This is a genomic window from Streptomyces kanasensis, from assembly GCF_043077165.1.
Taxonomy (GTDB): domain Bacteria; phylum Actinomycetota; class Actinomycetes; order Streptomycetales; family Streptomycetaceae; genus Streptomyces; species Streptomyces changanensis.
This window is the reverse complement of record NZ_JBIBSF010000001.1, coordinates 119918-133342: the sequence shown is the minus strand read 5'-3', so window position 1 is coordinate 133342 and position 13425 is coordinate 119918. Positions and strand designations below refer to the sequence as shown.

13 protein-coding genes are annotated in these 13425 nt (G+C 72.3%); 5 read left to right on the top strand and 8 right to left on the bottom strand.

The window, feature by feature from the left end; translation table 11 throughout:
* The first annotated feature begins 76 nt into the window (after window positions 1-76).
* On the top strand, window positions 77-1000 hold the full coding sequence (locus tag ACF053_RS00580) for an arabinan endo-1,5-alpha-L-arabinosidase (protein ID WP_391952604.1): 924 nt from the start codon (window positions 77-79) through the stop codon (window positions 998-1000).
* 252 nt (window positions 1001-1252) lie between these two features.
* Here the strand turns inward: ACF053_RS00580 and ACF053_RS00575 are convergent, their stop codons facing one another.
* A complete protein-coding gene (locus ACF053_RS00575) occupies window positions 1253-1468 on the bottom strand; it encodes a helix-turn-helix domain-containing protein (protein ID WP_391951740.1) in 216 nt (71 codons plus the stop codon).
* Between the two features lie 240 nt (window positions 1469-1708).
* On the opposite strand from ACF053_RS00575, the gene ACF053_RS00570 reads away from it, so the two are divergent.
* The 4 genes from ACF053_RS00570 (at window position 1709) to ACF053_RS00555 (ending at window position 6049) form a co-directional block, all read left to right on the top strand.
* Window positions 1709-2665, top strand: coding sequence for a quinone oxidoreductase family protein (locus tag ACF053_RS00570; protein ID WP_391951739.1), 957 nt, complete (start codon window positions 1709-1711; stop codon window positions 2663-2665).
* A 191-nt stretch (window positions 2666-2856) separates the two neighbouring features.
* A complete protein-coding gene (locus ACF053_RS00565; RefSeq protein WP_391951738.1) occupies window positions 2857-3528 on the top strand; it encodes a hypothetical protein in 672 nt (223 codons plus the stop codon).
* Window positions 3529-3723: 195 nt separating this feature from the next.
* Entirely contained in the window at window positions 3724-4575 is an 852-nt protein-coding gene (locus ACF053_RS00560; RefSeq protein ID WP_391951737.1) for an NmrA family NAD(P)-binding protein, read from the top strand.
* Window positions 4576-4954: 379 nt separating this feature from the next.
* Window positions 4955-6049: a carboxylate-amine ligase gene (locus ACF053_RS00555; protein ID WP_391951736.1), complete on the top strand. Its 1095-nt coding sequence runs from the start codon at window positions 4955-4957 to the stop codon at window positions 6047-6049.
* Between the two features lie 112 nt (window positions 6050-6161).
* Here ACF053_RS00555 and ACF053_RS00550 read toward each other — a convergent pair whose 3' ends face one another.
* The 7 genes from ACF053_RS00550 to ACF053_RS00520 form a co-directional block, all read right to left on the bottom strand.
* Window positions 6162-7091 (bottom strand): methyltransferase domain-containing protein, encoded by a 930-nt coding sequence (locus ACF053_RS00550; protein WP_391951735.1) that lies wholly within the window; start codon window positions 7089-7091, stop codon window positions 6162-6164.
* Window positions 7092-7142: 51 nt separating this feature from the next.
* The gene (locus tag ACF053_RS00545) at window positions 7143-8102 is read right to left on the bottom strand and encodes an ornithine carbamoyltransferase (RefSeq protein WP_391951734.1); all 960 of its coding nucleotides are present in this window, start codon (window positions 8100-8102) and stop codon (window positions 7143-7145) included.
* A gap of 28 nt (window positions 8103-8130) precedes the next feature.
* Window positions 8131-9171: an ornithine cyclodeaminase gene (locus ACF053_RS00540; RefSeq protein ID WP_391951733.1), complete on the bottom strand. Its 1041-nt coding sequence runs from the start codon at window positions 9169-9171 to the stop codon at window positions 8131-8133.
* Between the two features lie 119 nt (window positions 9172-9290).
* The gene (locus tag ACF053_RS00535) at window positions 9291-10217 is read right to left on the bottom strand and encodes a diiron oxygenase (RefSeq protein ID WP_391951732.1); all 927 of its coding nucleotides are present in this window, start codon (window positions 10215-10217) and stop codon (window positions 9291-9293) included.
* Entirely contained in the window at window positions 10214-11188 is a 975-nt protein-coding gene (locus tag ACF053_RS00530) for a pyridoxal-phosphate dependent enzyme (protein ID WP_391951731.1), read from the bottom strand. The genes ACF053_RS00535 and ACF053_RS00530 overlap by 4 nt, the downstream gene beginning before the upstream one ends.
* A 597-nt stretch (window positions 11189-11785) precedes the next feature.
* Entirely contained in the window at window positions 11786-12460 is a 675-nt protein-coding gene (locus ACF053_RS00525; protein WP_391951730.1) for a pentapeptide repeat-containing protein, read from the bottom strand.
* A gap of 380 nt (window positions 12461-12840) precedes the next feature.
* Window positions 12841-13119 carry a GlsB/YeaQ/YmgE family stress response membrane protein gene (locus ACF053_RS00520; RefSeq protein ID WP_391951729.1) on the bottom strand — a complete coding sequence of 93 codons (279 nt, stop codon included), beginning with the start codon at window positions 13117-13119 and terminating at the stop codon, window positions 12841-12843.
* Window positions 13120-13425 lie beyond the last annotated feature (306 nt).

The following is a 13425-nucleotide window of genomic DNA, read 5'->3' as shown; positions in this document are numbered from 1 at the left end:
TCATCCCCACGAGAAGGAGAAGCGCGTGAGCCGCACTCTGCGCAGATCTTCGTTCTTCGCCCTGCCCGCCGCCGTCATGCTGGCCCTGGTGCCGTCGAGCGCGTCCGCCTACCCCGGTCCCGGGCGGGTCACCGGTGACGTCGTCGTCCACGACCCGACCATGTTCCGCGCGCCCGACGGGCGCTACCTGCTCCACTCCACCCACGGCTACCTGGAGTTCCGCACCTCCACCGACCGCGTCGCCTTCAGCCGCAACGGCAGCGCCTTCACCTCGCCGCCCGGTTGGTGGTCGCGCTACTCGACCGCGAACGATCCGTGGGCTCCCGACCTCTCCCATCACGGCGGCCGGTACCTGATGTACTACTCCGTCTCCAGCTTCCGCTCGAACGTCTCGGCCATCGGCCTCGCCACCTCCACGACCGGCCTGCCGGGCAGTTGGAAGGACCAGGGCATCGTCCACTCCTCGACGGCCGCCAGCGACTACAACGCCATCGACCCCGACCTGTTCGTCGACGACGACGGCAAGTGGTGGTTGGCGTTCGGCTCCCACTGGAGCGGGATCAAGATGATCCGCCTCGACCCGGGGACCGGCAAGCAGTACGCGGGGGACACCACCCGCCACTCGATCGCCTCGCGCTCCGCCGCGCCGAGGGCGGTGGAGGGTCCGACCGTGGTCAAGCGGAACGGGTACTACTACCTCTTCGCCTCGTACGACACCTGCTGCAGCGGTACCACCTCCACGTACAAGATCAAGGTCGGCCGGGCCACCAAGCCCACCGGGCCCTACTACGACCGCAACGGCGTCGCGATGACCAACGACGGCGGCACCGTGGTCATGGCGTCACAGGGTTCCGTGATCGGCCCGGGCGGGCAGGACGTCATGCCCGACGTCGACGGGGACGTGCTCGTCTATCACTACTACGACGGCAGGGACAACGGTGCCCCCAAGCTCGGCCTCAACCTGCTGAACTGGAGCGGCGGCTGGCCCACCGCCTACTGAGCGGGCTCGGCGGCGAGGGGGTGACGACCGGGGCGCGCCGACCCGTGCGCCCCGGACCGGCGGACCCACGTCGCCGGTTCGCGTGCAACCGTCCGCGTCGCGACGCGACGCGGGGAGAGCGGGCCGGTCCGCACGCCCCCGCCGCCCGGTGTCCCGCTGCGCCGCGCCCGGCAGGACGGGACCTGTCGGTTCCCCGCGGCGCCCCGCCGGTGCGCGGCACGCCGCGCACCGGCGGGGCGCCCGGCGTGGTGCTCAGGCCGCGGCCTTCTCGCGCGTGGCGGCGCCTCGGGCGCGGAAGGTGGCGCCGGCCTCTCCCAGGAGGCGGTGCACGGCTCCGTAGGAGCGGCCGGTCTCCTCGGCCAGTTCGCGGATGGAGGCACCCGCGTCGTACTTCTCCTTCAGGTCGGCGGCGACCTCGTCACGGTCGGGGCCGGCCGGCAGCCGACGGGCAGGGCTCTTCCTCGTCATGGTGTGTCTCCCCTTTCCGGAAAGGACCATCGGGCAACGCTGCAGGGCGGCCTACCCCGGCTCACGGGGTGCACACCGGTAAGCGGACGGCCGCACTCCGGTGTGCCGGGTCCCGGTGGGCCGGACGGTGTGCCGCAGTTCACATACTGAGCAGTTGGTAATGTCTCTTGGCTGGTGAGAGCGTGGCGGCGTGGGCTCCGCGGAGCACCCGCGGGGCATGCCGGGAAGTGAGGAGCGACTGTGCGGGCGATACACGTCACCGAATTCGGCGGGCCGGAAGTGCTGCGGCTGGTGGAGGTCCCCGACCCCCTTCCGGAGCCCGGCCGTCTGCTGATCGACGTCTCGGCGGCCGGCGTCAACTACGCGGACACGCACGCGGTCGAGGACTCGTACCTGTCCCGTTCCACCCTCCCCATGATCCCGGGCGGAGAGGTGGTCGGCCGCACCGAGGACGGCAGGAGGGTCGTCGCCCTCGCGGACGGCAACGGCGGTTACGCCGAGAAGGCGGTGGTCCGGGAGGACCTGGCCATCGACGTTCCCGGGTCGGTGAGCGACGCGCAGGCCCTGGCCCTGATCGTGCAGGGCCTCACCGCCTGGCACCTGCTCCGTACGAGCGGGCGCATCGCCCCGGGCGAGTCGGTCGTCGTGCACGCCGCCGCCGGGGGCACCGGCTCACTCGCCGTCCAGCTCGCGAAGGCGTTCGGGGCCGGACGGGTCATCGCCACCGCCTCCACCCAGGAGAAGCGCGACCTCGCCCTCGCCCTGGGCGCGGACGTCGCGGTCGACGCCGACGCGGAGGGCCTGAAGGACCGGCTGGTGGAGGCCAACGAGGGCCGGAAGGTCGACGTCGTCCTGGAGATGACCGGCGGCCGGGTCTTCGAGGAGTCCCTCGCCGCCCTCGCGCCGTTCGGCCGGCTCGTCACCTACGGCCTGGCCGGCCGGCAGGCCCCGGAGCCCGTCCACGCCGCCCAGCTGATGGGCCGCTCCCGTGCGGTCGTCGGCTTCTGGCTGATGCACGCGATCGGCCGCCCCGGCATGTTCCGCGAGCCGTTGTCCGAGCTGCTGGAGATGGTCGCGGACGGACGTCTCACGCCCCAGGTCGGTGGCGTCTACCCACTCGCGGAGGCGGCCCGCGCCCACGAAGACCTCCGCGCCCGCAGGACGGTCGGCAAACTGGTGCTCGACACCTCCCGCTGAACCTGTCCTTCCGGCCGCCCGGGGCCGTACGCCGACTCGCCCACCGGGGCCCGTCACCCGGCCTCCGCGCCGTCCACCCGGCCGACCGCCGGGGTGTGAGGGATGCGGAGGCCGGCCGCCCCACGCCGTCCGGGTCCGGGTGAGGCGGGGTCGGTTGCCGGACGATCAGCGCCTGTCCGTACGGTGCCTCCATGGAAGATCAGCGTCAGCGTGATGAGGCCGGTGTGCGGCTGGGCCGCGAGGAGGCCGCCGCAACCGATTCCGGCATGGTCGAGCGGGCCGCACCGGAGACGGCCGTCTTTGCGTGCGCCGCCTGTGGCGCTGCGCTGACGGGGCCGCTGAAGCGTCTGTCGGCCGTGCCCGAGGCGCCCTGCCACGCCTGGTGGGAGACGGAGGAGAGGGGGCCGTCGCCGGCCACCGTGCCGTCGGGCTGCTACGCGATCGAGACGGAACCGTACGGCCCGCCTCTCGCCGTTGCCGAGGCGCCCGGCCCGGTGATGCCGCGCCGGGGGACCCTCCACGACACCGACGGGCGGCCACTGGTCTCCCAGGGGCCGCGAGGCAACATCGTCATCAACCCGGATGACTCCCGCGGGCTGACGACACGGCACGCCTCCGCCGCGTGCTGCGGGGCGACTCCCGACGGGGGACTGAACCAGGTCTGCGCCTGCGGAACGCTGGTCGCGACCCTCTGCTCCGACTGCTGCCTGCCGTACGAGCTGCACCTCTCACCCGACCACGTCCGGGCCCTGCCGTACCGCTCACCCGCATCCGATCCGGCCTGGCGCGCGGGAGCGGCGTCACTTCCCGAGGCCGGCGCGGGCGTGCCCCCGGGCGCCGGACGCGCCGCCTGGAGGGGGTGACCCTCCGTCACCTGCCCCTTCGACCTCCCCCGGCAGCCCGCCGCGACACCGCCCCGCGGCCTCGACGGCGACGGTCCCCTCACAGTCACCCGTGCACCGGTACCTGACGGCCGCTCCGGCCGGGCGGCCCTTGACCTGAACCTTGCTTGAGGAAGCAGAGTCGTGTCATCGAACGGCGAGACGAGGAGATCTCCGATGACACAGCCCAGGATCCTGGTGACCGGCGCGACGGGACGGGTCGGCGGCGCGGTGGTGACCCGACTGCACGCGGCGGGCGTGCCCGTGCGGGCGCTGGTGCGAGGAGAGGCGGACTTCCCGGTGGGCGTGCAGGCGGTACGCGGCGACCTCGGTGATCCCCCGTCGCTGGACACGGCTCTGGAGGGCGTCGACTCGGTCTTCCTGGTGTGGCCGTTCCTGAGTGCCGAGGGTGCGTCGGACGTGATCGACGCGATCGGGAAGCGCGCCCGACGGGTGGTGTACCTGTCCTCCGCCGGGGTCGGGAGCGAGGAGGGGGAGCCGGGCGAAGCGATCACCATGTTCCACACGGAGCTGGAGCGGCTGGTCGAGGCATCGGGCCTGGAGTGGACGGTGCTGCGGCCCACCGGGTTCGCGAGCAACACGCTGGGCTGGGCGCAGGAGGTCCGTACGACCGGCGTGGTGCGGGCGCCGCTGGCGGGGTTGGCCCGCCCGCTGATCCACGAGTCGGACATCGCCGCGGTCGCCGCCCAGGCGCTGACGACCGACGCCCTGCTCGATGCCCGCCCCCTGCTCACCGGTCGCGAACTGATCACCCAGGAACGGCAGGCGGAGCTGATCGGCGAGGCGATCGGGCGGCCCGTGCGGTTCGAGGAGGTCACACTGGACGAGGCCGTCGAGCAGATGAAGGCCGCGGGCTACCCGGCGGAGCTGGTGGAGGCCGTGCTGCCGGCCCAGGCGCAGATGCTCCACAAGCCGGAGCCGGTCAACGACGAGGTGGAGCGCATCACGGGCATCCCCGCCCGGTCCTTCCGGGAGTGGGCGGTGGACCACGCGGCGGACTTCCGCTGAGAGGGAGGACGTCCCCGCGCGGTGACGGACGAGGCCGTCTCCCGGCCGGGCGCGCCGCCACTCGGGCGTCTCGCGAGGCGGCACCGCCGCCGCCGCCGCGCCGGCCGTGGCCGGCAGGCGCCCATCCGCCGGCCCGGGACCGGGCGCATGCCGGGCAGGGGGCGGAAGGCGGTCGGTCACGCGGTCGCGGTGTCGTCCGGGGGATCCTGGACGCGCTGGGAATGCCTCAGTGCCCAGCGGGCAGGAATGGGCTCGATGACAACGGGCGCGGGAGGCCAGACGTGAGGCGGAGACCTCTTCCGGGTCAGGACGGTCGGCATCCTGGAGGTGAGTGGTGCCCGGCGGCTCGACCGCGACCGACTCCTCTGCGGAGCGCCGGATGACCACGTTCGGTGTCGAGGAGGAGTACCTGCTGGTCGAGGCGGACAGCCTCTCCCCGGTGCCGCGCAACAGCCAGGTGCTGTCGGACGCCCGGGCGCTCCTGGGCAGCGGTCCGGGAGACCTGTCGCCCGAACTGTTGCGGGCGCAGATCGAGATCGGCACCCCGGTGTGCAGGGAACTCGACGAGGTGGCCGAGCACCTGGGGCGGATGCGCCGTCTGGTCGGCGAAGCGGCGGCGGCCGCCGGTTGCCGGGTGGCGGCGACCGGAGCGGGGCCGTGCCGCGGGCCGGACCCGGTCCTGGTGACGGAGGGGCCGCCGTACGACGAGCTGGCCGGTGACACGCCGCCACTGATCCACGAACACATGATCAACGGCATGCACGTCCACGTGGGCGTCGAGGACCGCGAGCTGGGCGTCGGGGTGCTCAACCGGTTGCGCCCGTGGCTGCCGGCGCTGACGGCCATGGCCGCCAACTCGCCGCTGTGGGACGGGCGGGACACCGGGTTCTCCAGTTGGCGCACCATCGCGTACGGGCGGTGGCCCGTCAGTGGTCCGCCGCCGGTGTTCTCCGACGCCCGGGACTACCGGGCGCGGACGGCGGGATTGATCGAGGCCGGGATGATCCGCGGCCGCGGTCAGCTGTACTGGCAGGCGAGGCTCTCCGACCGCTACCCGACCGTCGAGATCCGTGCCATGGACACACAGGTGGGCGCGGAGGAGGCGGTGATGTTCGCCGGCCTGGTCAGGGCGTTGGCGACGACCCTCGTGGGCCAGGTGCGACAGGGCTCGGCTCTCGTGCCGGTACCCCAGGAGCTGCTGTCGGCGGCCGTGTGGCACGGGGCACGCGACGGCATGGCGGGAACCCTGCTCGATCCGGTGCGTCTGCGGCCCGCACCGGCCGCGGACGTCGTCACGACACTTCTGGAGTACGTCGCTCCGGCGCTGAAGGATGCCGGGGACCTGGACCGGGTGGCCGGGGCGGTCACCCGGCTGCTCTCCGACGGGACGGGCGCCGCGAGGCAGCGGGCAGCCTGGGAGCAGGGCGGTCCTCCGGCGCTGGGCTCCCTGCTCACGGCCGGCACCCGCTTCTGACGGCCGGCACCCGCTCCCGACGGCCGGTACCCGCTTCCGGCCGCCGGGGCACGCCGGGCGCCGGATCGGCGCCCGCGCCGAGCGGGACCGATCCGCCGGGACCGGGGGGCTCTCACCAGTGGTTGCGGTGGTCCGCCGGGGGCAGGTCCACCACCCGCACCGACCCCGGCCAGAGGTCCGCTCCCGCGCCGTCGAGGGTCTCCAGCCGGGTCGTGGCCGAGCCTGCCGCCGTACGCAGCAGGTCCATCAGCCCCGTGCCCGTGAGTTCGTCCGGGGCACCGGTGGTCCGCGCCCGGCCGGACCCGGTCCAGTGGCAGGCCAGTCCGGTGATGAAGTAGGCGGGGCGCTCGTCCGCACGGCGCCACAGCACGGCCTCTCCCCGTTCTTCGAGCGTCGTCGTGCGCTCCATGTGCCGCACGGTGAAGTCCCCGAGCTCGAGGGGGCACAGCGTGACGGTCCTGATGCGGTACCCCGCGTCGCGCAGCAGGTTCACGGCCGTGGCGGGACTGGAGTAGCTGCCGATGGTCAGTCCCAGGTCGCAGCGGAGCGCGCGGGCGTGCGCGATGATCGCGGGTACCCACCGGAGGCCGTCGGGGCCCGCGGTGATGGACCGCTTGTCCTCGGCGTCCTCGGCCATCGGCACGTACGGGGGGTTGCTGGTCACGACCAGCGGCCGGGGCGGGGGCTGCGGCGCGGTGGCCAGTAGCCCCCGGGAGTCCGGCAGCGAGAAGTCGGCCCGGGCGAAGGTGACGCGGGCGCCGGGCCGCTCGACCGCGTGGTGCTTGTTCGCCCATGCGACGCTGTCGGCGCTCGCGTCGATGCCGTGGACGTGTCCGGCCCCGGAGCGGGACATCGCCGCGGCCGCCGCGCCGCTGCCCGACCCCAGGTCGAGGACTCCGCAGCCGGGCGTGACCAGGTCGTGTCCGACCCAGGCCCCGGTCTCGGTGTCGGCGGGTTCGAAGAAGATCCCGTCTGACGGGGGTGGAACGAGGTCGGCGTCGGTGAGGTGGGTGTAGCCGCTGACGCGCGTCAGGTCCGGCATGAGTGCCTTCCGAATGCGGTGGGTTTTCCTGGTGGGCGGGCGGGTGGCCGCTCAGGCGGTGCGGCCGATCGCCCATTCGAGAACGGCCATGGCGCTGGGGAGTTTCATGGCAGCCTGCGTCCAGGCCAGTGAACGGGGGCCGTCGAGGACGCTGCCGGACACTTCGTCGCCCCGGTGGGCCGGCAGGTCGTGCAGGAACGACGCCTGCGGGAAGCGGCGCATCAGCACGTCGTCGACGTGGAAGGGCCGGAACGTCTCGCGCCAGTCCGGGTCGGGTTTGCTGGTGCCGGTGGTCTGCCAGCGCGTGGTGTAGACGAAGTCGACGTCGGGCGGGGCCAGCGCCGGGTCGTCGACCTGCTCGACGACCGCCCCGACGGCGGCGGCCCGCTCCGCCGCGACCCTCAGTTCGCGCTCCGGCACTTCGTAGCCGCGGGGCGTGGCGCACCACAGGTGTGCGCCCGGCACCGTGGCCAGTCCGTGGGCCAGGGCCACGGCGGAGTTGTTGCCCTCTCCCACGTAGAGCACCTTGACGCCGCTGAGGTCACCGCGCGCGAGCATGACGGTCGCCAGGTCACAGAGTCCTTGGGTGGGGTGCTCCTGCGCGCTCATGGCGTTGACGACCGGGATGCCACCGTGGCGGGAGAGGTCCTTCATCTCCTCCACGGGGGCGGCCGTGCGGGCGGCGATCAGGTCGAGCATGGATCCCAGGACACGGCCCGTGTCGTGCACCGACTCCCCGGTGTTCAGCTGGAGGTCGTGCGGACCGTAGGCGATCGGTGTCCCGCCCAGGCGGATCGCGCCCACCGTGAAGGCCGTCCGTGTCCTGGTGGAGGTCTTGGTGAACAGCACCCCCACCGCACTGCCCTCCAGGGGCCGCTCGTGCGCACGCCGGTCGTGGAACAGTTCCACGGAGCGGGCCGTCAGGGACGCCACCTCCGCGTCCGTGAGCTCGGACAGGGAGAACAGCCCGCGCTCCGGGCGGGGGCGGGGCGGTGCGTGGTGGTCCTTCATGTGTGTTCACTCCCGTCGGGACGACTACTCAGAAGAGCGACAACCTCTGCCCCCGGCCCTCGGCCTCCGCGACCCGTCGCACCTGGGCCAGCAGGCCCACGTCGAGCACGGACATGCCGAAGGGGTTGCTGACCACATGGCCCGTCGAAGGCCGTACCGCCGGCACGGCACCCGCGAGGACCTGGCCCAGCGTGCCCTCCAGGGCCCGTCCCGCACCGGATGACGGGCTGGACGAGGGGGGCAGGACGGCCCCCTCGCCCATCAGGCGGCCCAGGACACGGCGTGGGTTCTCCGCCACGAGTGAGACATCGTCGACGTAGACGGCCTGCGCGGTGGAGAAGACATCGGGCAGGAGGTCGTCGAGGGAGACGTGCGCCACGAACGTGCCGGACGCCAGCCAGTGCGCCGGGACGTACCCCTTGTCGGTCGTCGTGGTCGTCAGCAGCACCGGCGCGGCGCGCACCGCCTCCTCGGTGTCCTCGTGCACCCGCACTCGTAGTCGCGGGTGGTGCTCGTGTGTCCACCCGGCCAGGTCCCGGGCCCGGGTGCGGTCCAGGTCGTGGAGGTGCACCTGGGTGACGCCGGGGAAGGCCGCCGCCAGGAGGTCCAGGTGTGCCCGCGCCAGGGTTCCGCATCCGATCACCGTCAGGGCGTCCCACTCCGCCGGCCCCAGGTGACGCAGGCTCACCATGGTGTAGGCCGCGGTGCGCGCCGCGCTCAGCCAGCCGGCCTCCGCCAGCACGGTGGGGCGCGCGGTCTCCGGGTCGAACAGCATGCTGATCCCGGCCGCCCGTTCCCGTCCGTGCGCCGGATTGCTGGTCGCCGCGTTGATGAGTTTCACCCCGTACGCCGCGAGGTGGCCGTCCTGGGCGTCGATCGATCCCAGCATGGCGAGCGACCGGCAGTACGCGCCCTCGCTGTTGGTCCACGGCAGGTAGCCCTCCGAGGGCAGGGTGGTGCGGCCTTCGGCGTGCCGCCGCAGGACCTCCTCCGTCACTGCGCACAGGTCCACCCGCGCGGCACACTCCCGTACGGCATGCCGGTCGAGAAACAGGAGCTCTTCCCTCATCGTCATCTCCTCACAGCACTCACAGGAGCCTTCGGTCTCCCGGGCCGCCACGGACCCACGCCGCCGTACCCCGGCGCGGACACGCGCCGGACGGTGGTCGCCGTACGCGGCCGGAACCCTCAGTCCACAAGTCGTGCGGCGGCGAAGGCATCCCTGGCGCCCGGCACGTCGAGGACCCCGTTGTCCTCGAAGAGCCGCAGCGTGTGCCTGGCCGTCTCCCGGATGCCGGCGTCCACACGGTCGTCCGGGTAGCTGTCGTGCAGCACCTCCTGCGCCTGGGCGGGCGTGAGGCCCGCGGCCACGAGCGACCGGCACAGCGGTTCGAGGTAGGGGAGCAGGCTGCGACGGACGAGTTCCGGCAGGCACCGGGCGGCGCGCACGCGCACCGAGGCGTCCTGCTGGAGCCACAGCTCGCCGAAGAAGTGCGAGAAGAACACGTGGTGCCTGCCCTCGTCCTTGGCGTGGTCGCGCACGATGTCGCGGACGAGGCTCAGCACGCGACCGTCCCGGGGGATGTCGTTCAGCAGCGCGGTGATCAGGGTCTCGAAGACGACGACCTGCAGCAGCTGGGCCAGGCCCGGCTCCCCCGGCATCAGCTGTTCGCCTGCCGCGTCGAGTCGCCGCAGGAACGGCCGGAAGTCGTAGGGCAACGGCGCGGTACCGCTGGCCGCGGCGATCTGGTCCACCGCGTCCAGACTGTAGAGGGAGTGGTACGCCTCGTCGCAGTAGATCCGGTAGGCCTGCAGGCGTACGGACCGTGCCGTGTCCACGCCGCAGCGTCCCCCGGCGATCCGCTCGGTCGCACGGTTGACCACGCGCGTCTCGAAGTGGGACGTGAACTCCAGGTACTGGAAGAGGTGACGCGCCACGAGCGCGTCCTTGCGGTGCCGCGGCAGCGCACCGACCAGCGGGTGGTCCCAGTACGGCACCAGATGGGGCGGGAAGAGGAGCCGCCCGCTGTGCAACTCCTCCCGCAGGAGGCGCCGCGGCCCCGCCCGCACACCGGCCGACTCGTACCAGTCGTCTCCCAGTCCCGGCACGCTCATCGATTCCGCACCTCCACACCGGTCGGCGGACAGCTCACTTCCAGGACCTCCGCCCCCTCGCACGGATCCGTCCCCGTCAGGGCCTGCCGCCTGCGCCAGCGCGGATCGTAGATCGTGCCCTGGTACCGGTCCGCGCCGTCGGGACACAGACAGGCGACCGTCTCGCGCGCCGGCGCGGCGCGGAACAGCCGCATGGCCGCGGCTATGGCCGCCCCGGAGCTGGCGCCCACGCCCAACCCGGTGGCCGCCTCCAGCCAGAGACAGGCGTGGACGGCGTCCGCCGCGGAGACCCGCACGGTGGGCCGGTGACCGTGCGGCAGGAACTCCGACGGCCGGCTCGCCCCGATGCCGGGCAGGACACGTTCGCTGACCGCGCCACCCAGCGCCGCGGACCCCACCACGTCCATGGCGACGAGCTCCCAGTCCGGCCGTACCGAGCGGGCGAAATCGCGGAATCCGGCGAGTGTCCCGCCCGTGGACACCGCCACGACCACGCTCATCGCGCGCCGCGACGTCTGTTCCCAGAGCTCGGGAGCCGTCGTCTCCCGGTGCACCCGCGGACTGGCGGGATTGCGGTACTGGTCGGGCCAGACCAGCCGAGGCTCGGCGAGCACCCGCTGCTCGACGTACGACAGCCGGCTCAGCAGGTAGCCGCCCGCTCCGTCCGGCTCGTCGATCATCACCACATCGGCGCCGTGAGCCCGGATGGCCTCGACGAGCACAGCGCTGCTGCGGAGGTCCATGACCGCGGTGAAGGGCACGTGGTGCGACGCGGCGACAGCGGCCAGCGCCACCCCGAGGTTGCCGGACGTCGACTCGATCAGCCCCACCTCCGGGGTCACCCGGTCGGCGACGTCCGCCCACAGCGCCTGCGCCGTCCGGCCCTTCACCGAGCCGTGTTCGCCCCAGGATTCCAGCTTCAGCAGCAGCGTCCGCGGCTGCCCGTCGACGAGCAGCCCCACCGTCGCCACCGGGGTGACCGTCGGAGCGACCGGCGGTCGGAGCCCTCGCTCCTGCTCCCGCCGCACTCAGCTGCCCCCGACGGGGCGGAAACACCCCGCAGACGGAGAGGGAGACGGGGGAGGGGCCGGTGCGAGGAACGCCGGGACGCTCGACTCCGCTGTGACTACGGATCGTTCACTGATCGTAGGCATGGAGTCATCGTTCGCCAGGGACACGGAAAGCACAAGAGTGCCGTGGGCCCGCTGACCCGTACCCCACACCTGACTCACCACGACGCCCGGCGGCTGCCCCGGCGGAACCGCGGCGGTGACCTCCCGGTCAGGACGGGCGGCGTGTCACCGGCCGGGCCGCGCCCCCGGGCGAGCCCTCGTGCCTGCTCCAGCCGGAGGGCGGGCAGTGTCTGAAGCCTTTCCGCGGTGCGCTTCCCGTGTGGCGGGCGGGTGGGGACACGCGCCTGGGAGCGGCGCGACACCACGAGTCAGAAATCGGTGGTGGACGACGAGGGAGTCGTCGATGGCATCCCCGCCTCGTCGGAGGTGGCGGGACGAACCCACGGCTCACGAGGGCGGCCTCTCGGGGCGTCATCTGACCGGCTTCCCGTCCTTCTATTTGTCGCAGACGGGTGCCTGCTGTCCACCCAGGAATGCATCTCCTTCCGGGCTTTCCGGCACCGGGACGTATCGCTCGGCGTCGGCCTTGTACATTGTGGCCGCGTGGACCTTCTTCCTTTCGACGCCGGCCGGCCAGCATGTGTGTTTGTCGACGCGTGCATCCTTGAAGGTGGTTTCGGGGGCGTTGACGACTGCACCGGTGAGATTCGCACTCTCCAATTCTGCCCGGGTGAGGTCGGCTCCTCTCAGGCTTGCATCCTGCAGATTGGCCCCGATCAGCTCTGCACCCTGCATCTTGGCGTTGTCGAAGATGGCCCCTCGCAGGTCGGCGTCCCTGAACCTGACGCCCCTCAAGTCGGCTCCGGTGAAGTCGGCGTCATGCAGCACCTTGCCGCTGAAGTTGATGCCTTTCACGTCCCGGTCGCCCGGCGTGAATCCGGGTATGACTGCTGCGATTTCGATGTTTGCGCGCCAGGCTGCGTACTTCTGGGCCTCCCCTAGTGTCTGCTCCAGAAACAGGGCGGAAATCCCTACGGCGATTCCCGTGACCAAGCCGCCGCCGATGCCGGCCAACACTTCGATCCTGGGTTCGCGTTCCGGCTCGCTGAGGGCCATTCTCCAGGCGAAGATCGCTCCGACTGCACCGAGTATCCCGAGGAGGATCAGCATCCCCAACAGGGCCCATGACCACGCTCCTGTCCCATGCATGGGTACCATCCCCCATACGTGGCAGTTCCCTCGATTCCTCTTTACGCCTGACGTCGTTTGATCGCAAACGCTAAGATCCCGCATTGCTGAGCTCGACCTCGACGTCGTGCCGTTTCTCAGGTGGGTCTGATAAACGGGCCGGTCTCTGTGGGGCGGCCGTTGGTGAGGTCACCGTGGTACGGGAATGCGCCGTGGGCCGGCCGGACGCGCTGGATGAGCCGGCCCCCGGCCCGGGACCGGCCGTGGGTGCGGGACGGGGACCTTGTACGCGCTGACGGCTCCCGCCCCGTGGTGGGGGAGGGAGCCGTCCGGGTTCGTGGGGAACGTGAGCCTTAAGCGGCTCATGCGTGACGGTGCGTGTGCCGGTTGCCGGCGACGAGGCGGTAGACGAGGAGCAGGATGACGGAGCCGATGATCGCGGCGATCCAGGTGGAGAGGTCGAAGAACCCGTCGATGGAGTCGACGCCGAAGATGACCTTGCCGAGCCAGCCGCCCAGCAGGCCGCCGGCGATGCCGATGAGCATGGTGATGATGATGCCGCCGGGGTCGCGGCCCGGCATCAGGGCCTTGGCGATGGCGCCGGCGAGGAGGCCGATGATGATCCACGCGATGATGCCCATGGTGTTGTCTCCGTCTCTCGGTATAAAGACTGTGTTAGCTCACGTCTGCACCGTCTGGGCTCGAACAAACATCCTTCCGGCCGTCGGTCGCGGCCACCGGCGTGGGATCCGCGCCGCCGGGAGTCTCCCCTGCCGGCATCGGCGTGCTTCGGCGGCCGCCTGCCGCCGTGGTGCCGTGCCTGGTCGCCGCCCAGCGTGGCGTCCGCCCGGGGCCGTGCGGGGTCCGTCCTCCCCGGAGCGCCGGATCGCGCGCAGCCGTGGGTACCGCCGCTGTGTGGAGACCGTCCGTCGCGCGGCCAGGGGGCC